The sequence below is a fragment of the Klebsiella sp. BIGb0407 genome, assembly GCF_024807845.1.
Taxonomy (GTDB): domain Bacteria; phylum Pseudomonadota; class Gammaproteobacteria; order Enterobacterales; family Enterobacteriaceae; genus JGM124.
This window is the reverse complement of the sequence record NZ_JANUEQ010000002.1, coordinates 249,123-269,901: the sequence shown is the minus strand read 5'-3', so window position 1 is coordinate 269,901 and position 20,779 is coordinate 249,123. Positions and strand designations below refer to the sequence as shown.

The window sequence follows — 20,779 nt, the reverse complement described above, 5'->3', positions numbered from 1 at the left end:
CTCTCATGACCGAGTCCTTACATCAGCTTGAAAATAAAGAAGCCTTTATTGACCGCCATATCGGCCCCGATCAACAGCAACAGCAGGAAATGCTGGCGGTTGTTGGTGCATCCTCCCTTGACGCTTTAATCTCATCTCTCGTCCCTGAGGATATCCAGCTAGCCAGCCCACCAGAGGTGGGTGAGGCAGCAACTGAATTTGCCGCGCTGGCTGAGCTAAAAGTGATAGCCGGGCGTAATAAACGTTTTAAAAGCTATATTGGCATGGGCTATACCCCGGTTCATACGCCGCCGGTTATTCTGCGCAATATGCTGGAAAACCCCGGCTGGTATACCGCTTATACCCCTTATCAGCCTGAAGTCTCCCAGGGGCGGCTCGAAGCCTTGCTAAACTTCCAGCAACTGACCCTCGATTTAACCGGGATGGACATCGCCTCTGCCTCGTTGCTGGACGAAGCGACCGCCGCCGCAGAAGCGATGGCGATGGCCAAACGCATCAGTAAACTGAAAGGTGCGAATCGTTTTTTTGTTGCCGCTGATGTTCACCCGCAAACGCTTGATGTTGTGCGTACTCGCGCGGACACTTTTGGCTTTGATATCATCGTTGATGATGCCGAAAAGGTGCTGGATCACCAGGATATCTTCGGCGTTCTGTTACAGCAAGTCGGCACGACCGGCGCGCTGCATGATTATCAGGCGCTAATTGAGCAACTGGCACAGCGCAACGTGATAGTTGCGATGGCAGCAGACTTCATGACGCTGGTGATGCTTGATTCGCCGGGGAAACAAGGGGCAGATATTGTCTTTGGTTCTGCCCAGCGTTTTGGTGTCCCGATGGGATACGGTGGTCCTCATGCTGCCTTCTTTGCGTCCCGCGATCAGTTTAAACGATCCATGCCAGGGCGTATTATTGGTGTCTCACGTGATGCCTCCGGTCGTACCGCACTACGCATGGCGATGCAAACCCGCGAGCAGCATATTCGCCGCGAGAAAGCGAATTCCAATATTTGTACTTCCCAGGTATTACTGGCCAATATTGCCAGTCTGTATGCGGTTTATCATGGGCCTGTCGGCCTGAAACGTATCGCCACCCGCATCCATCGCCTGACGGATATTCTGGCGGCGGGCTTACAGCATAAAGGCCAGTCGCTACGTCACGCTCACTGGTTTGATACTCTCTGTCTTGAGGTGGTGGATAAGGCGGCGGTGCTGGCTCGTGCCGAAGAGCACGAAATTAACCTGCGCAGCGATATTCTCAATGCGGTAGGGATTACGCTTGATGAAACCACCACCCGGGAAGATATCCTGACCCTGTTTGATGTCCTGTTAGGGGAAGATCATCAACTGGATATCGATGCACTGGATCAGCAGGTGAGCGCCGCAGAGCACTCTATTCCGCCAGCAATACTCCGTCGTGATGCTATCCTGACTCATCCGGTGTTTAATCGCTACCACAGCGAAACGGAAATGATGCGCTATATGCACAGCCTTGAGCGCAAAGATCTAGCGCTGAATCAGGCGATGATACCGCTGGGATCGTGCACCATGAAGCTCAATGCCGCTGCTGAAATGATCCCTATCACTTGGCCTGAATTTGCTGAGCTGCATCCCTTCTGCCCGGCTAATCAGGCAGAAGGTTACCATCAGATGATCTCTCAGCTTTCTGACTGGCTGGTCAAACTGACAGGGTACGATGCTTTGTGTATGCAGCCTAACTCAGGTGCACAAGGGGAATATGCCGGTCTGCTGGCGATTCGCCGCTATCATGAAAGTCGCAATGAAGCGGGTCGCCATATTTGTCTGATCCCGAGTTCTGCTCATGGCACTAATCCTGCATCGGCCCAGATGGCGGGCATGGAAGTGATTGTTGTTGCCTGTGACTCATGCGGAAATATTGACCTGCATGATTTACGTCTGAAAGCCGAGCAGGCGGGTGAAGCCCTGTCCTGCATTATGGTGACTTACCCTTCAACGCATGGTGTCTATGAAGAGACTATCCGGGAAGTGTGCCAGATAGTACACCAGTTCGGGGGCCAGGTTTATCTGGACGGTGCCAATATGAATGCCCAAGTGGGTATAACCTCTCCGGGTTATATTGGCGCGGATGTTTCTCACCTTAATCTGCATAAAACCTTCTGTATTCCTCATGGCGGCGGTGGTCCGGGCATGGGGCCTATTGGCGTGAAAGCGCACCTGGCACCTTTTGTACCCGGTCATAGCGTGGTGCAAATTGAAGGTATGCTTACCCATCAGGGGGCGGTTTCTGCCGCTCCGTTTGGCAGCGCATCGATTCTGCCTATTAGCTGGATGTATATCCGGATGATGGGGGCTGAAGGCCTGAAAAAGGCAAGCCAGGTCGCAATACTGAATGCTAACTATATTGCCACCCGCCTGAAATCGGCCTTCCCGGTGCTGTATACCGGGGCTGATGACCGGGTAGCGCATGAGTGTATTCTCGACATTCGTCCACTCAAAGAAACCAGCGGCATCAGCGAGATGGATATTGCTAAACGCCTGATTGATTTTGGTTTCCACGCCCCAACGATGTCATTCCCGGTTGCGGGTACCCTAATGGTTGAGCCAACTGAGTCGGAAAGCAAAGTCGAATTAGACAGGTTTATTGATGCGATGCTCGCTATCCGTGGTGAGGCAGAGCGGGTGATAAGCGGTGAGTGGCCGCTGGCTGATAATCCCCTGGTCAATGCCCCACACACTCAGGATGAAATAGTGGCTGACTGGGTACATCCTTATAGTCGCGAACTTGCAGTATTCCCGGCAGGCTATGCCAATAAATACTGGCCGACTGTGAAGCGGCTGGATGATGTTTATGGCGACCGTAACCTGTTCTGTTCCTGCGTACCGATAAGCGACTACCAGTAAAACGGCTTAAGGTTAAAAAGGGCACCTCGGTGTCCTTTTTTACGTTCAGGGAAATCATCTCAGATTGCGCTATTTAATCATACCCACCAATACCCACAATCCGCTTGCCATGGTGGTTATTGGTGGGTACTATTGGTGTGCATTAATAAAACAGGAGGTTTTATTGAGCAGTGCAGAACTCATGAAGTATTTGAAGAAAAACGGTTGGGTTCTGGAACGTATTAGAGGGAGTCACCACATTTTTGTGAAAGAAGGTGTTGACCATCATATTACGCTTCCCCATCCGAGGAAGGACTTAGCTAAAGGGACGCTACAGGAGATCCTAAAAAGTATGTAATCTGAGGGCGCGTCTGTGGCGCGGCCTTTTTAAGTGACGGGTTAGAATAATGATAATAAAGGTGACGATATGAAATTTCCGGTTTATCTCCATAGGGCAGAAAGCGGTAGTTTCTCTGGTTTTGTGCCTGATATTGAAGGCTGTTTTTTTGCTGGCGATAATATTGATGACGCTATCGCTGATGCGTTTTACGCCATTGATGCCCATTTGGAATTTCAGGCAGAGAAAGGAAAAATATTACCCGTAGCCATGCCAGTAGAGGCTCATTTCGATAATGAAAACTGCCAGGGCGGCTATTGGGCATTTGTTGACGTTGACTTGTCTAAGTACGATGGCAGGGCCGTAAAACTGAATATTACGTTGCCGCAGAATCTGCTAAACAAGATAGATAGCTACGTCGAGTTACATCAGCATTTTGGTTCACGCAGCGGGTTTATTGCAGAAATAGCGCGTCGTGAGCTGAAAAAAAATGCCTGATATCTATGAGTTACAAAACTATCTGGCACTAGATTGAGCGTTACGGGTTTACGCTGACAGGTAAACATTCAGGTTGCCAGGACAACCTGGTTACGCCCCTGTTGTTTACCTGCATATAACGCATTATCAGTACGATTGAAGGCATTTTCAAAGTTTTCTCCCGGGCGAATTTCGCTAACGGACAAGGTTGCCGTAACGGTCAGTGGTTCATTGCCTGTTTGCCCGACCCAATCTCTGATATGTACCAGGATCCTGTCAGCGACATATTGCGCATCATGTACGGATGTATGGGGCATCAGTACCAGAAACTCTTCTCCACCCCAACGCGAAGCTACATCGGTGATCCGTACATTACTGTTTATAGCGATAGCCACGCGTTTAAGGATCACGTCGCCAAATTTATGACCCAGTCTGTCATTAATTCGTTTGAAGTGATCGATATCCAGCAAAATGATTGCTGATGAACCCGATTCAGGCAATTGCTTCACTTCTTGCATGACCCGACGGCGGGTATAGAGATTAGTCAGGCTGTCGTGATGGGCGGTGTGAAACAGTTGTGACTGGAGTGAGTGCGTGAAACCGACGGATAATGCGGTGCAATGTAAAAGTATACCCAGCGCAGCCAGCACATTAATAATGCCCAGCACCTCAATTAATTGTGGTTCAACGCCTGTACCTGTTCCCATTTCTCCCCGTAACGCGAACCCACCGACTGACACGATAATGATGGCAAAATTGAGAATAAATCGAGGAACTGCGGCCTTTTGAAAGCTAAATGCGATAATAGGTATTAAGCAATAAAGATAAAAATAGAAATTACTATTCCAACCCAGCGTCCAGGTGGTTAACAAGGCATGAAGAATAATTTCAATACTAATCAGTATGCCAGCGATGTTGTAGCGACCTATGCGAATAGCTTTCAGACAGAAAGCATAAACCATCACACTGAATATATTACTGACAATCAGCGAGGGTATTTGCAGCACTAAAAACAGGAGGAAAAAGACGATATGAATACATAAACTGAGCCAGACAATGGGGATGATATGCTGCCAAAACTGCCCGATAGTTTCGCGAAGCAAGTGTGCGTTATCACTTTCCGATAGAACATTCATCGATCAATCTCTGCCTGGTGTGAAGTCGGACTTTCCATTATATAAATGCCGCTTGTTTTCTGTCTTATAGACTAAATATATGACTGAATGTCGATCTTATAATCTGAAGATACAATTAAATCGGCATTTTGGGGAGCCATACCATTAAGACAGATCGATACGATCCCCCCGAGTAGTAGGATGTGATATCACCATAAACTCAACATCGCTATCAGATCTATTACTCGCCTGGTGCGGTTCACCGGGTGGGATCTCAAGACCGGTTTGTGCGGACAGGGTGTGAATTACCCCGTTGAGTTCCATAGTCAGTGTCCCTGTCAGCACAAAGAAAAATTGCCGGGACTGATGGTGGTAGTGTCTTTTTTCTGCCGTTCCTGAGGGCATTCTTTCATGAATAATGCTCATGTCCTGACGCTTAACCAGATACCAGCCATCGCAGTTATCTCCCCAGTTATAATGCTCGGCGTTGTCTTTTGATACCATCATTTCCCCCTGTTTTTTCAGTTATTTTCTCTTGTTATAACGCAAGAAAGCGATGCTTTACAAGGCGACACTTATCGTGAATATACTGATAAACACACCCGTACTTTTTCTATGTTCAAAGGAGAGATAATGAGTATTGCTTTAATTACAGGAGGCAGCCGGGGAATAGGCAAGGCAACCTCCGTGTTGCTTGCACAGCTTGGTTATAAAGTGGTGATTAATTATCGCCAGGATAAATCAGCAGCAGAGCAAACTGCCTCTCAGATAACGCAGGCTGGCGGAACCGCGTTAATTATTCAGGCTGATATTGCCGATGAACAACAGGTAGTGGCGATGTTTGCTGAAATTGACCGGCATTTTGGCCCAATCACCGCGCTGGTGAATAACGCCGGGATTTTGTTTCAACAGTCCTCGATTGAAAATCTCACGGCTGAACGTATCAATAAAGTCTTTGCTACCAACGTCACGGGCTATTTTCTCTGCTGTCGGGAAGCGGTAAAACGTATGGCTTATCGCCATGGCGGAAAGGGCGGGGCGATTGTGAATATCTCGTCGGCCGCTGCGCGTTTAGGCTCTCCGGGTGAATATGTCGATTACGCCGCGTCAAAAGGAGCCATTGACACTCTTACTACCGGATTATCTGTGGAAGTTGCAGCCCAGGGTATTCGGGTAAATGCGGTTCGACCTGGCTTTATTTATACCGAGATGCATGCCTCTGGGGGCGAAGCCGGGCGGGTTGATCGCGTGAAAACACTGCTCCCAATGCGGCGTGGCGGTGAGCCCGAAGAGGTGGCTGAAGCCATCGCCTGGCTGTTAAGTGATAAGGCTTCCTATATTACCGGAACCTTTATCGAGGCTGCCGGGGGTAAGTAGTCATCTTCGGCTCAGGTAAAGTTAAACTAAATGTGAAAACTTTCCTGCGACAAGTTGTGTAGACTTTATTGATTACAGCCAGAGGTGCAGGCATGAGCGAATCAAAAAGAATATTAATCGTTGAGGACGACGAAAATATTGCTGAGTTATTACAGCTCCATTTGCGTGAGGAAGGCTTCGAAATCACGCATTGTGCTGACGGCAACCAGGGGCTTGAGTATGTGAAGCAAGGAGGCTTTGATGCCCTGATCCTCGACTTGATGCTACCCGGAGTCGATGGCCTGGAAATCTGCCGTTTTGCCAGAACGCTGACGCGCTATACGCCGATTATTATTATTAGTGCCCGTTCCAGCGAAACACATCGTGTACTGGGGCTGGAGCTGGGAGCGGATGATTACCTTGCCAAACCATTTTCGATGCTGGAGCTGGTGGCAAGAGTGAAAGCGCTTTTTCGTCGCCAGACGGCGATGAGTCAGGACTTACGTCTAGAAGCAGGCATGCTTAACTTCGGGCGCTTGTCGATAGATCCGCTGGCGAGAACGGTACAACTTGCACGAGAGGTAATCGATCTGACTCCGCGTGAATTTGACTTGCTCTATTTTTTTGCCAGACATCCTGAAGCGGTTTTTTCCCGGCTGGAATTACTCAATAAAGTCTGGGGATACCAGCATGAAGGCTATGAACATACCGTCAATACCCATATTAATCGTCTGCGGATAAAGATTGAACATAACCCTGCGGAGCCGGATTTTATTCGAACCGTATGGGGTAAAGGTTATAAATTTTCCCCTGAGCCTCGTGAGTAATCTATGCGCTATCTGACTCTTTCCCGTCGTCTGACACTGACTTTTGCCACGCTACTGTTAACTGCCTGCGTGTTACTCGGCTGGTTACAGGTGAAAACCAGCACTCAGTATAGCCAGTCAGTGATTCAGCAGTTATCAAGTGGTCTGGCACAGCATATCAATCAGACCTACCCGCTGCTGGAGCAGGATGGGCTGAATAAAGAATCAGTGCGTGAGCTGTTCGATAATCTGATGGCGGTGAATCCCAGCGTGGAAGTGTACTTGCTGGATAAGCAAGGGCGAATTATCGGCGACGGTGCGCCAGAGGGGCATATAAAGCGCCAGCAGATAAGCCTTGATCCGATTTATCAGGCCCTTGATGGCGGAAAATTACCGCTGTATGGAGACGATCCTCGTAGCCTGAGCGGTGAAAAGGTTTTTAGCGTTGCGCCGATGCTACGAGACGGAAAAATTGAAGGGTACTTATACGTTATTCTCCTCGGTGAGGCCTATAACCATTTAGCCAGTGACGCACAGTTCAATGCTATTCTAAAAATCAGCTTGCTGTTGATAGCCGTCATTTGCCTGTCTGGTCTGGTGATGGGCTGGCTGGCATTCCGCTGGGTTACTCGTCCCCTGAGACAGCTTTCTCAACAGGTGAAAGCGCTGGAAACAGGAGGAATGGACGAAATGCAGGCTCTGGCTGCTCTGCCGCTGGGGCCGGAGAATGATGCCGATGAACTCATCCAGCTACGCCAGGGGGTTATTCTGATGGCGAGACGTATTTCTGAACAGTGGCATAGTCTGACTGAGCAGGATCAGTTGCGGCGTGAGTTTGTGGCCAATATTTCTCATGATTTACGTACCCCGTTAACTTCGCTCCATGGTTATCTGGAGAGTTTATCCGTGATGTCTGCTTCACTGAGTGACGCCGAGAAAAAACGTTATCTGGAAATCGCCCTGGCACAGAGTCAAAAAGTCGGTGCGCTAGCACAATCACTGTTTGAGCTGGCACGACTGGAGTACGGTGTCGTAAAGCCGCAAAAAGAGCCCTTTTCAGTCAGCGAGCTACTTCAGGATGTGTACCAGAAATTTGAACTCACAGCATCGACTCATCAGCTCCAGTTACGGGCTGATATTCAACCCGGACTGCCCTTTGTCTCAGCCGATGTCAGTATGATTGAACGCGTACTGACTAATTTGCTGGGCAATGCGATTCGCCATACGCCGGACCACGGCATTATTTCTGTTCGTCTGTGGCGAGAGTCTGAAACGCTGATGGTGGAAGTAAGTGATAGCGGACCAGGAATACCTCAAACATTACGAGAGGGACTGTTTATCCGACCTTCAATCCTTAATGCATCCCGACGCAATGAAGGGGGGCTGGGGCTGATGATTGTTCGCCAGATGCTACAACTGCACGGCAGTGAGATTAAGCTGGTGGATATTCCGGGGCGTGGTGCCAGCTTTCGCTTTGGTTTGTTGATATAAAAATGTGATTTTCATCTCATAAATGATTTATTGCTAAACTGTACTCATCAAATCAACTTGTGATTTGATTTGATGAGTGATATAGCTGACGGGTACAAGACTAAATATATTTCATACATCTGTTATACGATAAATACATTCTGATAGTTTTATTAAATTGTATTTTTATATATCCCTGAGAGTCAGAGATAATTCTGTGTTTTATTACTATTTTTTATTGCTGAGTGAGTATTTCTTGAATGCTCTATTTAATTAGAGTGCATTGCCTCAGTCAAAAATAAATAACATATAACTTCATTGTGTATTTAAAATAACGGTCTTAGTTACTCTTGACTATTTAGAGGTGATTACTATGCATGTTATAAATGAATCGAATATATCAGGTGAAGTTAATTTTAATGACACCCGGACAGGAGGTCTTCTTTACTTCAATAAAAATAACTTTGCGAGTGATACCAAGGGGGCCCTCAAAGGGGCAGTTTATTATGTTCAAAATAGTATTATTCCATCGCATAAACATATTTCTGATGATATTCAACCTAGAATTATAGAGAATAGAGATTTAATGATTTTATTTAGTCCTGATATAGATGGTTTGGATATTATTTATCTTAATGTCAGAGATGAAAATGATCGAATAGTACTTACTAGAACACTGGTTAATGACGAATCCAGAATTCCTTTATGCCAGCAACTGAGTTTAATCGGTAATCCGGATTTTTTAAATCCAGGAAATTTTGATATTACAATTGATCAAAATGATATGATTCAAAAAATATCAAATGATATTGATTATTTTGAGCAGGTTATATCAGATAACCCCAGAATAAAAATTAGAACCTCAGATGGTAACTACGCAAGAACATTTACTCTAAGAAAGAATCGAAATCTATCCGGAAGGGTGATGTTGTTTGTTTGTGACTCAGGCTATACTTTTGAAGTTATTCGTCCGGGGATTGGGACGATAACAATGTCCAGAGGGGATAGCTATTTTTTTGTAAACCATAATGGAGACTGGTTTACTGAAAAAGAGATGCAGTATTCTTCTATCAGATATATGAAAAACTGCTGGCATACTTTAGTTCTTGCAGCAGCAGTAAAACCAGGTATTAAGTTTGAATTCTTCACACATGATAAAAAAGGAATCATTGATGATGTTGATGTAGGCTCACCTAACAAATTACTATTGCACACTATATCTATTGGCATGCTGGTACCCTACCTTAAAAATTTTGAGTTTCAATCTAATCCTGAATACCATCGGCAATATTTTCAACAAATCCCGATTAGCCAATTGATTGTATCAACCTATGACCCTATCTACCTTGAAGAAATTATGTTACCTGATGGTGAATTTATTATCGATTCTGCCCGTGATGAGGGGGGTGGGCATGTAGGAAGTCTGCGAGAGTTTATTGCCAAGGATTTAATTAGCCAGGGTATCAATTATGCTAACTATGGTTATACCTCTTCAAAATTGCAGGATGCCAATAGAACAATGGCTGTAGGACAAATATGCGTTCATATCTCTGTTGGTAAATATATTAATGGTGTCCAGACTCATGGGCAATCAGGTGGCGCAGGGCTGGCGACGCTGGGGAATACCATTGGTAATGAATTTAGTCATGAACTTGGTCATAATTATGGGTTAGGCCACTATCCTGGCGGTTTTTATGGATCTGTTGCTCAAATTCCCAGTGTCAGAAACTCAACATGGGGTTGGGATAAAGATAATCATTTCTTTATTCCTAATTTCGAACCGATTATCACCAATAAACCTACTTATCTGGGAGAAACAACGGGTGAAACACAGTTTGCTGCTCCTTTTGAAGGTCACTCATTAGGTAAAGATGCCATGGCTGGCGGCGGGCCTCTCTATCCTGAAGTGAATGCATTTACACTACATACACCTTATGTTTTGTCCGACATACAAAAATTCTTCGAATCAAAAGCTATGTTTAACCCGGCATCTCCTACTGGCTTTAGTATCTGGAATATGCAAACGAAAAAAATTGAACCCTATAGGCTAGTCAATACGGAGATTGTTTTTACACAGCTAACTGTACGCAATGGCGTGAATATAACAGCCGATGAACTTAATGGATATCTAAAAAATAAAACTAATGTTCTTATTATAACAGGGGACGGGGCTCATGCCAGATACGTTTATTTACCTGATGCTGATCAGAGTAATAATGGTACGATCGTCAAGTTTGAAATTAATTCATCATTTTATGTTAATGTTGAGGTTAATGGTGAAATAGATGAGCTACATAAAGGAACAATACGGAGTTATATTTCTAATGGAAGTGTCTGGGAAGTCACTGATTATGAAATCACCAGCATGGCACCTTATAAACAAGGCGTTAAAGTTATCACGGTAGTTGGATATTATGATCCGGAAGAAAAATTGACGAGTTATATTTATCCGGCATTAAATGGTTCATATGGTAATGTTTATCATTATCCAGAGCGTTCTCAATGCTATCTGGAGGTAAAGTGCTCTTCAGGTCAGAATTTTTACTATCCTCTTGCTACTTCCAGGTTTATATCAGATAGAATGAATAAGTTTCATGTTAATATTGAGCGGGATTTAATTCCTGATGAGGCCAGGCTTTATATTAATGACAGGGTTATATTTAAGAGAGTAATAACATTGGGCAGTGATAATTTATCATATACTGTTAACGGCGCACCTTTATAATGAAATGATTAAAGGTTGAAATATCAAGAGAGAGAAGGTTAAGACTCTCTCTCGATTATTTATTTACTTACCCGGGCCTAAAACATGAGTTTTATTACCGTAAGTATTAAAGCGTTTCGCCGTTACTGCTAATTACTTCTTTATACCAGTTAAAACTTTTCTTACGTGAGCGGGACATGTCGCCGGTGCCGTCATCATGCTTGTTCACATAAATAAAGCCGTAGCGTTTACTATATTCGCCGGTAGTGAAAGAGACGCAGTCGATACAGCCCCAAGGCGTATAGCCCATCAGTTCAACGCCATCATAAGTGACGGCCAGTTTCATCTGTTCAATGTGGGAGCGCAGGTAAGCGATACGGTAATCATCGTTGATAGAACCGTCAGCTTCGACTTTATCATAAGCACCGAAACCATTTTCAACGATAAACAGCGGTTTTTGATAACGCTCATACAGTTCGCACAGGCCATAACGCAGACCGATTGGATCTATCTGCCATCCCCAGTCAGACGCTTTTACATGAGGGTTCGGCACACTTCCCTGGAAACCACTCAGCGCATCACCGACACCACCTTCCGCTTGTACGGCGTTGGTCATATAGTAGCTCAGGCCTAAATAGTCGCAGATACCTTCACGCAGGATTTGCTCATCACCCGCTTCCATTTTGATGTTGAATTCACGGCGTTCCCATTCATTCAACACATAAGCCGGGTAATAACCACGCATCTGAACGTCGGTGAAAACATAACGCTCACGCATCGACTCCTGGGCATACATCTGATCTTCAGGCTTACAGGAGAAGGCATAAAGTGGAACCATTGCCAGCATACAGCCGATTTGCATATCAGGATTAATTTTATGACCAATTTTCACAGCCATTGCACTAGCAACAAACTGGTGGTGCAGTACCTGATACATCACTTCTTCAGGATTTTCGTGTTCGGTATAGACCACGCCTGAGCAACAGTAACCAAATAACGGTGCACGCCAGTTACGCTGGTTGTTGATCTCGTTAAAGGTCATCCAGTATTTCACTTTGCTTTTGTAGCGCTCAAACACCACTTCGGCGAAGCGAACAAAGAAATCAACCACTTTACGGTTAGTCCAGCCACCGTATTCAGTCACTAAGTAATGTGGCATCTCGAAGTGTGACAGAGTAATGACGGGCTCAATGTTATATTTGAGCAGTTCATCAAACATATCATCATAAAATTTCAGGCCTTCTTCATTCGGCTGTAGCTCATCACCTTTCGGGAAAATACGGGTCCAGGCAATACTCGTCCGGAAGCATTTGAAGCCCATCTCGGCGAACAGTTTGATGTCTTCTTTGTAATGACCATAAAAATCAACGGCTTCATGATTCGGGTAATACTTACCAGGCTCAACCTGGTTAGTGATAACACGAGGTACACCGTGAGCGCCACCGGTCAGAACATCACAAATACTTGGGCCTTTGCCACCCTTATCCCAGCCGCCTTCAACCTGGTGAGCAGCGACTGCGCCGCCCCACAAAAAATCTTTTGGTAACTTAAGCTCTTTCATAATATTAAGACCTCACAGAAGCATCTGAAATAATGAGTCATACTTGGGCTATATATGGCTCATCATGACGCAGAGTTAATAGAATCTGGCTGGGAGTCTAACAAATGAAGAGCGTTTGTCACGATATAACAAAATAGGTGAGTTGTGATTTGTCACATTAAAAAAACAATATGTTTTTTTATGCTATTTTTTTCGCCAGGCGTCTTCCAAGCGTTTCCAAAATATAAATAACCGGAATTTGGGTAGTGATATCGTAAATATCGCCAATGCGTATAGGAGGGATATGCCATGACAGATTAAAGTCAGCAAGCTTTGCCAGGGATGAGTTTTCGTGACTGGTTATCGACATCACTTTGCATTGATGCAGGCTGAACTGGCTGGCAAAACGCAAGATTTCCTCAGTTTCTCCGGATACTGAAAGAACAATGGCCAGAGCATTTTTTGCCATGTCGCGAGTAACGGGGAAATAAGGATCATCAATATGATTACTGAATTTTCCGACATTAGAAAAGAAACGAGCGCCATATTTTGCTAATGAACCAGATGTTCCCGCGCCTACGAAAATAATACGTTCAGAAGCACAGATAATATCAACGGCATTATCAATCAAATGTTCAAACTCACTATTATTGGTGCTTTTAAAAAAGCTAATAATTTCACTATTACCAAAATTAGTCGGCTGAACATCATTTTGTTCTAAGTGTAATTTGAATCGTACTCGAAATTCAGAATAACCAGAGCAATTAAACTTACGACAGAAGCGTAATACTGTGGTGGTAGAGACCTCGGCGGCATCAGCGAGTTCACGGATAGTCATATACATCACTTTATCTTTATTTTTAATAATATAGTGATAAACCATCATTTCCAGGCCATTCAAACTGGCAATTGCCGTGTGCGTAAACATGCTTTTTTCCTGCTGCTAAAATCTTACGAGTCACCGACTGACCAACCTGGCCAGTCTTTTTGACACCATATATCTACCCTGAATAATTCGAAATATGAGGGAGATAACTGACTATCAACATATTGCCACACTCTTAGAGTAATCTGGCAATTATTGTGTCGTTATACCCTTCATACTTCAAGTTGCTTGGGTGTTGCTGGCGTTAAGGCCGCTGAATCACATAGTGTCTCTGTGTTCATCGACGTCCTGAACTTGGTGCCAACAAGCAACTCGAATTATTTTGGGTATACAGGGCAAAAAATAATTTTAGCTTACACGTGTTCACTGAAATCATTCTCAGTTAGGATAGAGACGTTGTATCACTCTACAACCCAAGTCACTTGATCTATGAAGGGTAGATTTCTTTACAGGAGGAACCTGATGGCCCGCAAACCGCTTGTCGCCCAAGGATATTCACTGGCAGAGGAGATCGCCAACAGTATCAGTCATGGTATTGGACTGGTATTTGGCATCGTTGGGCTAGTGCTGTTACTGGTTCAGGCGATAGAAACCAATGCCAGCATAACCGCTATTACCAGTTATAGCCTGTATGGCGGAAGCATGATCTTACTGTTTCTGGCATCCACGCTCTACCATGCTATTCCCCATGCGCGCGCTAAGCGCTGGCTCAAACTCTTTGACCACTGCGCTATCTACCTGTTGATTGCCGGAACCTATACGCCATTTTTGTTGGTAGGGCTTGATTCTCCCTTGGCCCGAGGTTTGATGGTGGTCATTTGGGGGCTGGCGTTAGCAGGTATTTTGTTCAAATTGACGATAGCACATCGCTTTAAGATGTTATCTCTGGTTACCTATCTGCTGATGGGCTGGTTATCTTTAGTTGTGATTTATCAGATGGTGATGAAGCTGGCACCTGGTAGTGTCACTTTACTGGCCGTGGGGGGAATTGTTTACTCGCTGGGCGTAATTTTTTATGTCTGTAAACGCATTCCTTATAATCACGCCATCTGGCATGGTTTTGTGCTTGGAGGCAGTGTCTGCCACTTCTTTGCAATCTATCTTTATATTCTTTAACCGACTTCGCCCCGACGATGGGGCGAAGTTCAGACGTTTACGCCTCGACCAGACTGTAAGGCAGTGGCATTATCGCCAGTGTACCCGTCGTATCGTCACGTACTCGTAAAACGGTATCTGCGGCCAAATCGTTATTCATCACGGCCTGAACCCAGACTTGTCCATCCGCCAGCCCAATAGCGGCCAGTACTGTTCCGGTACGACGCCAGTTTTCACCCAGTTGTAGCTCCAGGTCTTCACCCGCAACAGGTACTCGAGCCGCGGTTCCCGCTAATGACCATAGCGCACGCTTATTTGCGCCACGGAATTTCGCGCGAGCGACCATTTCTTGTCCGGTATAACAGCCTTTTTTAAAGCTAATTCCGTTCAGTGCCTGAATATTCGTCGCTTGAGGAAGGAACTGGGCGCTATTAGCGCTGTCAATTATTGGCAGGCCTGCTTCAATATCTAATGCCAGCCATTGCTGACTATCATTTAGCTGCGCCTGTTGACTGAGTTTTTCAGTCAGGTTTTGAGCCGTGGTGGTATCGGTGACGATTAAGAACCGTTCCGCCGGGGTGTTAAGCCATAAAATAGAGGTGTTACCGGTAGTTACGACCGGATTGTGCTCGTCAGGTAATTGCTCGAACAGAGGTTCGAGCGCTGCCCGTGCTTGCTGACCTGCGAGACCAAGCAGAATGCTTTCATCATCAGGAGTGATAGCAACTTTTGAGAATACTGCATATTTTTTCAGCTCAGTCAGTTGGGTATCACGTAAACTGCGACGAAGAATAAATGCAAAGCCGTCATTGCGATGAAATAACCGTAGATTGCTCCACATTTTGCCTTTTGCATCGCAGTGCGCGCACAGAACATGTTGTGAGTCGGTTAGCTGAGAGACATCAGCAGTGACCTGACCTTGCAGGTATTTTTCTGCATCCAAACCTACGACGCTGGACAGCGCCCAGTCATTTAATGTCATGAGTGTCAGCGGCAGAGCATGGGAAGCCAAAGGAGTATGTGCAGAAAACGATATAAGAGACATAGAAGGGATCCCAAATTGTTCAACAGGTTATTTAACTAATGGTAAAATAGCGCCTGGACAATGCAAGCAGTTTAATAGTGCGATTTGTGCTTTTGCGTGATGTCCCGTACAGGCAAAGTAACATGCTGACGGCTAGCAGACCAATATCGATAATGTGCAGATTAGCCAAGATTCTCATCATCAGCTGGATGAAAACACGTTACACTGATACCAGAGATTGTCTCTTATTAGAGAGTTAAATAGGGTAGAAAACATGGATATCTTTAATAAATCCCGCATTCATTGGGCATGTCGGCGGGGAATGCGCGAACTCGATATTTCGATTATGCCTTTTTTTGAACATGAGTATGAAACGTTAAGCGACCTGGATAAACAGGTATTTGTGCGCCTTCTGGAATGTGATGATCCGGATCTATTTAACTGGTTAATGAATCATGGAAAGCCGAATGACGCTGAACTGCAGCGCATGGTGGCGTTGATTCAAACACGGAATAAAGAACGTGGCCCTGTGGCAATCTGACCTAAGCGTTTCCTGGCGAGCACAATGGCTCTCGTTGCTCGTCCATGGCTTACTGGCATTATTGGTTTTACTGATGCCATGGCCGATAAACTATACTCTAGTCTGGATGCTGCTCCTGTTAATTGTAGTTTTCAGTTGTGTGCGTAGCCAGCGCCGTATACATGCTTGTCAGGGAACCTTCAAGCTTCTCGAAGACGGTCGTGTTTGCTGGAAAGGCTATGAATGGCAAATGGCAAGAAAACCCTGGATTATTGATAGCGGCATTATGTTAAAACTAACGCGTCCGGGTAAGCGTGGTTGTTTACATCTGTGGTTAGCCGCGGACAGTATCGACAGTGAAGAGTGGCGTGATCTTCGCCGGCTGCTGTTGCAACAGCAGGCAAAGAGTCATTAATTCCATTAACTGAAATGGTCAGCCATTTCGCCAAGGATTTGCTCACACCAGTTTTCAAGGCGTTCATCGCTTAAGTCGTATTGGTTGGTTTCATCTAACGCCAGTCCGACAAACAGTGTGCCATCAGCTGTTACGGGTATTTTACTGGTAAATTCATAGCCTTCGGTAGGCCAGTAACCAATGAAGTGGACACCGGCTGGCGCTAGTTTATCGTGTAACATGCCTAAGGCATCTAAAAACCATTCGCCATAGCCTAGCTGGTCACCCATACCAAATAAGGCGACAGGTTTACCTGTCAGATGGAGATTATCGAGTTGCTCCCAGACCGCTTCCCAGTCTTCCTGTAATTCACCAAAATCCCAGGTCGGTATGCCGAGGATCAGTGCGTCATATTGCTCCATCAGAGCAGGAGAGTCGTCTTTCAGGTTATGGAGGGTAATGATTTCCGATCCAATAATGTCACGGATTTTTTCAGCGGCCATCTCGGTGTAGCAGGTACTGGATCCGTAAAAAAGACCAATGTTCATAGTAATAAAAGCTCAATTGTCACGTGCAGATCTGCCAATTATACCAGATCCTTTTCAGCACTAGTTATAATGGACACAATTTGATAACTGAGGAGCTGGATGTGGAACAAGACCAGGCCCAAATAGAACAATTTCTGGATGCGCTTTGGCTTGAGCGAAACCTTGCTGATAACACGCTTGAGGCTTACCGGCGTGATTTAACCGGGCTGATGCAGTGGCTTGAATATCAGCAGCTCAGTCTGATAACGGTTCAGGCGTCAGACTTGCAGGCTTTGCTTGCAGAGAAGCTGGAAGGCGGATTTAAAGCGACCAGTTCGGCTCGATTACTCAGTACTATTCGGCGCTTATTTCAGTATCTGTATCGGGAAAAAAAACGGCCTGATGATCCCAGCGCATTACTGTCATCACCCAAGCTTCCCTTACGTCTTCCGAAAGACTTGAGTGAAGCCCAGGTAGAACGTTTGTTACAAGCTCCCAGTACCGATAACGCGATTGAACTGCGCGATAAAGCGATGATTGAGGTACTCTATGCTACAGGTTTGCGCGTTTCGGAGCTGACAGGATTAACTATGAGCGATGTTAGCCTGCGCCAGGGGGTGGTCAGGGTTCTGGGTAAGGGAAACAAAGAGCGGCTGGTTCCGCTTGGTGAAGAAGCAGTCTATTGGGTAGAATACTTCCTGAAATATGGTCGTCCTGAACTGCTTAACGGGCAGTCATTAGATATCTTATTTCCCAGTAACCGAGCCCAACAGATGACCCGGCAGACTTTCTGGCATCGTATCAAGCACTATGCAGTCCTGGCTGATATAGATAGTGAAAAGCTGTCTCCGCATGTTTTGCGTCATGCTTTTGCCACGCACTTACTCAACCACGGCGCGGATCTGCGAGTGGTACAAATGCTGCTCGGCCATAGCGATTTATCGACTACACAGATTTATACTCATGTCGCCACGGAGCGTTTACGTCGGCTACATCAACAGCACCACCCTCGGGCGTGAGTGTCTAAGAAAAGGAATTATCATGAAAAAAACATTTCTACTGCTGTCCCTGTTAGTGACAGCCATGTCAGGCACCGCGCACGCAGATAGCGCGGTAATTAAACAGTCACTGGAAAAACTGGGCATTGCCGATGCTGATGTTCAGGATGCGCCGATTGCCGGCTTAAAAACCGTGCTGACAGACAGCGGTGTGCTTTATGTGAGCGAAGACGGCAAGTACGTGTTACAGGGAACACTTTATGACATCAGCAAAGAGCAGCCAGTCAACGTGACTAATCAGTTGTTGATGGGAAAACTGAACTCGCTAGAAAAAGACATGATCATCTATAAAGCACCGAAAGAGCAACATGTCATTACCGTCTTCACTGATATCACTTGTGGCTACTGCCATAAGCTGCACGAAGAGATGAAGGATTATAACGATCTCGGTATTACCGTTCGCTATCTGGCATTTCCTCGCCAGGGAATGAAAAGTAAAGCTGCGGGTGATATGCAGGCTATCTGGTGTGCTAAAGACCCTGCTAAAGAGTTTGATAGCGCAATGACCGGTGGCAAAGTTGCGCCAGCTACCTGTGATATCAATATTGCAGACCAGTACAATCTTGGCCTGCAATTCGGCGTGAAAGGTACTCCAGCAGTCATCCTTGAAGACGGCACTATTATTCCGGGTTATCAGGGACCGAAAGACATGAAAGAGATGCTGGATAGCCACCAAAAAATGACGAAAGCGGGCGGTTAATCGCAGGTGAAACAACGAACACTGCTTCGCCGCCGTGAAGTCGATAGCACGGCGGTGCTTCCGGAGACGCTGTCTCCTTTGTTAAAACGCCTGTATGCCAGTCGCGGTATTCGTACTGAGCAAGACCTGGAGCGTGGCGTCAAAGGCATGCTGTCCTGGCAGAACTTGCATGGGATACAACCTGCTGTTGCTCTGCTGTATCGCGCATTTCGTGAAAATCATCGCATTATTGTGGTAGGCGATTTTGATGCGGATGGCGCGACCAGCACGGCTTTAAGTATTCTGGCACTACGGGGTATGGGATGTTTAAATCTCGATTATCTGGTACCGAATCGCTTTGACGATGGCTATGGTTTGAGTCCGGAAGTGGTCAATCAGGCACAGAGCAAAGGTGCCCAGATAATCATGACCGTGGATAACGGCATTTCTTCTCATAGCGGCGTAGAGCGTGCTCATGAACTTGGTATTCCGGTTCTGATTACTGACCACCATTTGCCTGGTGATGTGTTACCTGCAGCAGAGGCGATTATTAATCCCAATCTGGCTGACTGCTGCTTCCCTTCAAAATCACTTGCTGGTGTGGGTGTTGCTTTCTATCTGATGCTGGCATTACGCAGTCATTTGCGTGACGAAGGATGGTTTGAACAACGCGGATTACCTGTTCCTAACCTTGCAGAATTACTCGATTTAGTTGCTCTGGGCACGGTTGCCGATGTGGTGCCTCTGGATGCTAATAATCGTATTCTGACCTGGCAGGGGCTCAGCCGAATTCGGGCAGGAAAATGTCGTCCAGGTATTCGTGCTTTACTGGAAGTCTCAAACCGCGAGCCGCATAAAATTGCTGCCAGCGATCTGGGTTTCGCGCTTGGTCCCCGTTTAAATGCAGCGGGCAGACTGGATGATATGTCAGTCGGAGTTGCTCTGCTATTGAGTGAAAATATCGCTCAAGCGCGAGTGCTGGCAAATGAACTGGATGCGCTTAACCAAACGCGTAAAGAGATTGAGCAGGGAATGCAGGTCGAGGCGATGACGCTGTGTGACGAGTTGTTGCGTAGTCAGAGTGAGTTACCTTACGGACTGGCCATCTATCATCCGCAGTGGCATCAGGGAGTGGTCGGTATTCTGGCCTCGAGAATTAAAGAACGTTTCCATCGCCCGGTAATTGCTTTTGCTCCCGCTGGTGACGGTACGCTGAAAGGTTCAGGTCGTTCTGTTCAGGGGCTTCATCTGCGTGATGTGCTGGAGCGGCTGGATACACTTTATCCGGGGCTAATGCTGAAATTTGGTGGTCATGCGATGGCTGCAGGGTTATCACTGGATGAGTCGCGCTTTGACGAGTTCCGAACCCGTTTTGCAGCTTTGGTCAATGAGCTCATGGATGCTTCAATGCTGGAAGGTGAGATCTGGTCTGATGGTGCCTTAAGCGGGCAAGAGATGACCCTGGATGTCGCGGATATGCTCAGAGATGCCGGCCCTTGGGGACAGATGTTCCCGGAACCATTATTTGATGGCAAATTCAAGATATTACAACAGCGGCTGGTCGGTGAACGCCATCTTAAATTGATGGTTGAACCTTTAGGGGGCGGGCCACTGCTTGATGGCATTGCTTTTAATATTGACCCTACGTTCTGGCCTGATAATAGTGTGCGTGAAGTTGAACTGGTTTATAAGCTTGACGTGAATGTCTTCAGGGGCAATCGAACCGTACAGTTATTGATTGACAATATCTGGCCGATTTAACACCAACAGACTACAAAATATGAGGTAATTCCGGTAAACTTTCCGGTTTATACCCGTCATACTTCAAGTTGCTTGGGTGTTGCTTTCGCAAATGTTGCCGAATCACATAGTTCATCTATGCTCATCGCCAAAATTTACTCAGCGCCTACAAGCAACTCGAATTATTTTGGGT

General features: G+C 46.1%; 19 protein-coding genes. 13 read left to right on the top strand and 6 right to left on the bottom strand.

The genetic code is table 11. The features are described from left to right. Nucleotides 1-5 precede the first annotated feature (5 nt). From gcvP to M2387_RS08400, 3 genes are all read left to right on the top strand, one after another. Entirely contained in the window at nucleotides 6-2,879 is a 2,874-nt protein-coding gene (gcvP, locus tag M2387_RS08410) for an aminomethyl-transferring glycine dehydrogenase (protein WP_259048709.1), read from the top strand. Between the two features lie 109 nt (nucleotides 2,880-2,988). After that, a complete protein-coding gene (locus tag M2387_RS08405) occupies nucleotides 2,989-3,216 on the top strand; it encodes a type II toxin-antitoxin system HicA family toxin (RefSeq protein ID WP_310572765.1) in 228 nt (75 codons plus the stop codon). A 69-nt stretch (nucleotides 3,217-3,285) separates the two neighbouring features. Continuing rightward, nucleotides 3,286-3,693 (top strand): type II toxin-antitoxin system HicB family antitoxin, encoded by a 408-nt coding sequence (locus tag M2387_RS08400; RefSeq protein WP_259048708.1) that lies wholly within the window; start codon nucleotides 3,286-3,288, stop codon nucleotides 3,691-3,693. A 68-nt stretch (nucleotides 3,694-3,761) separates the two neighbouring features. Here M2387_RS08400 and M2387_RS08395 read toward each other — a convergent pair whose 3' ends face one another. Beyond that, complete coding sequence (locus tag M2387_RS08395) at nucleotides 3,762-4,808, bottom strand: GGDEF domain-containing protein (protein ID WP_259048707.1); 1,047 nt, start codon at nucleotides 4,806-4,808, stop codon at nucleotides 3,762-3,764. A 144-nt stretch (nucleotides 4,809-4,952) separates the two neighbouring features. Further along, the gene (locus M2387_RS08390) at nucleotides 4,953-5,291 is read right to left on the bottom strand and encodes a cupin domain-containing protein (RefSeq protein WP_259049024.1); all 339 of its coding nucleotides are present in this window, start codon (nucleotides 5,289-5,291) and stop codon (nucleotides 4,953-4,955) included. 129 nt (nucleotides 5,292-5,420) lie between these two features. On the opposite strand from M2387_RS08390, the gene M2387_RS08385 reads away from it, so the two are divergent. The 4 genes from M2387_RS08385 to M2387_RS08370 all read left to right on the top strand — a co-directional run bounded on the left by M2387_RS08385 (nucleotide 5,421) and on the right by M2387_RS08370 (nucleotide 11,144). Further along, complete coding sequence (locus tag M2387_RS08385; protein WP_259048706.1) at nucleotides 5,421-6,164, top strand: SDR family oxidoreductase; 744 nt, start codon at nucleotides 5,421-5,423, stop codon at nucleotides 6,162-6,164. Between the two features lie 92 nt (nucleotides 6,165-6,256). Next, a complete protein-coding gene (locus tag M2387_RS08380; protein WP_259048705.1) occupies nucleotides 6,257-6,970 on the top strand; it encodes a response regulator transcription factor in 714 nt (237 codons plus the stop codon). A 3-nt stretch (nucleotides 6,971-6,973) separates the two neighbouring features. Next, nucleotides 6,974-8,440 carry a sensor histidine kinase gene (locus M2387_RS08375; RefSeq protein ID WP_259048704.1) on the top strand — a complete coding sequence of 489 codons (1,467 nt, stop codon included), beginning with the start codon at nucleotides 6,974-6,976 and terminating at the stop codon, nucleotides 8,438-8,440. 352 nt (nucleotides 8,441-8,792) lie between these two features. Further along, complete coding sequence (locus tag M2387_RS08370; protein WP_259048703.1) at nucleotides 8,793-11,144, top strand: M66 family metalloprotease; 2,352 nt, start codon at nucleotides 8,793-8,795, stop codon at nucleotides 11,142-11,144. Between the two features lie 106 nt (nucleotides 11,145-11,250). Here the strand turns inward: M2387_RS08370 and M2387_RS08365 are convergent, their stop codons facing one another. Then, complete coding sequence (locus tag M2387_RS08365; RefSeq protein WP_259048702.1) at nucleotides 11,251-12,684, bottom strand: 6-phospho-beta-glucosidase; 1,434 nt, start codon at nucleotides 12,682-12,684, stop codon at nucleotides 11,251-11,253. A gap of 178 nt (nucleotides 12,685-12,862) precedes the next feature. Further along, a complete protein-coding gene (locus tag M2387_RS08360) occupies nucleotides 12,863-13,591 on the bottom strand; it encodes a MurR/RpiR family transcriptional regulator (RefSeq protein WP_259048701.1) in 729 nt (242 codons plus the stop codon). A 420-nt stretch (nucleotides 13,592-14,011) separates the two neighbouring features. Between M2387_RS08360 and trhA the strand changes: the two genes are divergently transcribed. Continuing rightward, nucleotides 14,012-14,665 carry a PAQR family membrane homeostasis protein TrhA gene (gene trhA, locus M2387_RS08355; protein WP_259048700.1) on the top strand — a complete coding sequence of 218 codons (654 nt, stop codon included), beginning with the start codon at nucleotides 14,012-14,014 and terminating at the stop codon, nucleotides 14,663-14,665. Between the two features lie 37 nt (nucleotides 14,666-14,702). On the opposite strand, the gene ygfZ is transcribed toward trhA, so the two are convergent. Continuing rightward, entirely contained in the window at nucleotides 14,703-15,689 is a 987-nt protein-coding gene (ygfZ, locus tag M2387_RS08350) for a tRNA-modifying protein YgfZ (protein ID WP_259048699.1), read from the bottom strand. A gap of 253 nt (nucleotides 15,690-15,942) precedes the next feature. Here ygfZ and sdhE point away from each other — a divergent pair, with 253 nt between their 5' ends. Beyond that, nucleotides 15,943-16,209 (top strand): FAD assembly factor SdhE, encoded by a 267-nt coding sequence (sdhE, locus tag M2387_RS08345; protein ID WP_259048698.1) that lies wholly within the window; start codon nucleotides 15,943-15,945, stop codon nucleotides 16,207-16,209. Further along, nucleotides 16,190-16,603 carry a protein YgfX gene (locus M2387_RS08340; protein WP_259048697.1) on the top strand — a complete coding sequence of 138 codons (414 nt, stop codon included), beginning with the start codon at nucleotides 16,190-16,192 and terminating at the stop codon, nucleotides 16,601-16,603. Before sdhE ends, M2387_RS08340 begins: the two co-directional genes overlap by 20 nt. Nucleotides 16,604-16,608: 5 nt before the next feature. Here M2387_RS08340 and fldB read toward each other — a convergent pair whose 3' ends face one another. After that, on the bottom strand, nucleotides 16,609-17,130 hold the full coding sequence (fldB, locus tag M2387_RS08335; protein WP_259048696.1) for a flavodoxin FldB: 522 nt from the start codon (nucleotides 17,128-17,130) through the stop codon (nucleotides 16,609-16,611). Between the two features lie 101 nt (nucleotides 17,131-17,231). Here fldB and xerD point away from each other — a divergent pair, with 101 nt between their 5' ends. The 3 genes from xerD to recJ are packed head-to-tail and all read left to right on the top strand — an operon-like array spanning nucleotide 17,232 to nucleotide 20,607. Next, nucleotides 17,232-18,128: a site-specific tyrosine recombinase XerD gene (xerD, locus tag M2387_RS08330; RefSeq protein ID WP_259048695.1), complete on the top strand. Its 897-nt coding sequence runs from the start codon at nucleotides 17,232-17,234 to the stop codon at nucleotides 18,126-18,128. A gap of 22 nt (nucleotides 18,129-18,150) precedes the next feature. Next, nucleotides 18,151-18,867, top strand: a complete 717-nt coding sequence (dsbC, locus tag M2387_RS08325; protein ID WP_259048694.1) for a bifunctional protein-disulfide isomerase/oxidoreductase DsbC — start codon at nucleotides 18,151-18,153, stop codon at nucleotides 18,865-18,867. 6 nt (nucleotides 18,868-18,873) lie between these two features. Then, nucleotides 18,874-20,607, top strand: coding sequence for a single-stranded-DNA-specific exonuclease RecJ (gene recJ / locus M2387_RS08320; RefSeq protein ID WP_259048693.1), 1,734 nt, complete (start codon nucleotides 18,874-18,876; stop codon nucleotides 20,605-20,607). Nucleotides 20,608-20,779 lie beyond the last annotated feature (172 nt).

Excerpts from the sequence above, each read along its gene's own strand:
- dsbC (WP_259048694.1), top strand. The coding sequence starts at position 18,151 with ATGAAAAAAACATTTCTACTGCTGTCCCTGTTAGTGACAGCCATGTCA.
- M2387_RS08365 (WP_259048702.1), bottom strand. The coding sequence starts at position 12,684 with ATGAAAGAGCTTAAGTTACCAAAAGATTTTTTGTGGGGCGGCGCAGTC.
- M2387_RS08400 (WP_259048708.1), top strand. The coding sequence starts at position 3,286 with ATGAAATTTCCGGTTTATCTCCATAGGGCAGAAAGCGGTAGTTTCTCT.
- M2387_RS08395 (WP_259048707.1), bottom strand. The coding sequence starts at position 4,808 with ATGAATGTTCTATCGGAAAGTGATAACGCACACTTGCTTCGCGAAACT.
- M2387_RS08360 (WP_259048701.1), bottom strand. The coding sequence starts at position 13,591 with ATGTTTACGCACACGGCAATTGCCAGTTTGAATGGCCTGGAAATGATG.
- M2387_RS08370 (WP_259048703.1), top strand. The coding sequence starts at position 8,793 with ATGCATGTTATAAATGAATCGAATATATCAGGTGAAGTTAATTTTAAT.
- ygfZ (WP_259048699.1), bottom strand. The coding sequence starts at position 15,689 with ATGTCTCTTATATCGTTTTCTGCACATACTCCTTTGGCTTCCCATGCT.
- sdhE (WP_259048698.1), top strand. The coding sequence starts at position 15,943 with ATGGATATCTTTAATAAATCCCGCATTCATTGGGCATGTCGGCGGGGA.
- M2387_RS08390 (WP_259049024.1), bottom strand. The coding sequence starts at position 5,291 with ATGGTATCAAAAGACAACGCCGAGCATTATAACTGGGGAGATAACTGC.
- trhA (WP_259048700.1), top strand. The coding sequence starts at position 14,012 with ATGGCCCGCAAACCGCTTGTCGCCCAAGGATATTCACTGGCAGAGGAG.
- M2387_RS08380 (WP_259048705.1), top strand. The coding sequence starts at position 6,257 with ATGAGCGAATCAAAAAGAATATTAATCGTTGAGGACGACGAAAATATT.
- fldB (WP_259048696.1), bottom strand. The coding sequence starts at position 17,130 with ATGAACATTGGTCTTTTTTACGGATCCAGTACCTGCTACACCGAGATG.
- M2387_RS08375 (WP_259048704.1), top strand. The coding sequence starts at position 6,974 with ATGCGCTATCTGACTCTTTCCCGTCGTCTGACACTGACTTTTGCCACG.
- gcvP (WP_259048709.1), top strand. The coding sequence starts at position 6 with ATGACCGAGTCCTTACATCAGCTTGAAAATAAAGAAGCCTTTATTGAC.
- M2387_RS08405 (WP_310572765.1), top strand. The coding sequence starts at position 2,989 with ATGGTGGTTATTGGTGGGTACTATTGGTGTGCATTAATAAAACAGGAG.
- M2387_RS08385 (WP_259048706.1), top strand. The coding sequence starts at position 5,421 with ATGAGTATTGCTTTAATTACAGGAGGCAGCCGGGGAATAGGCAAGGCA.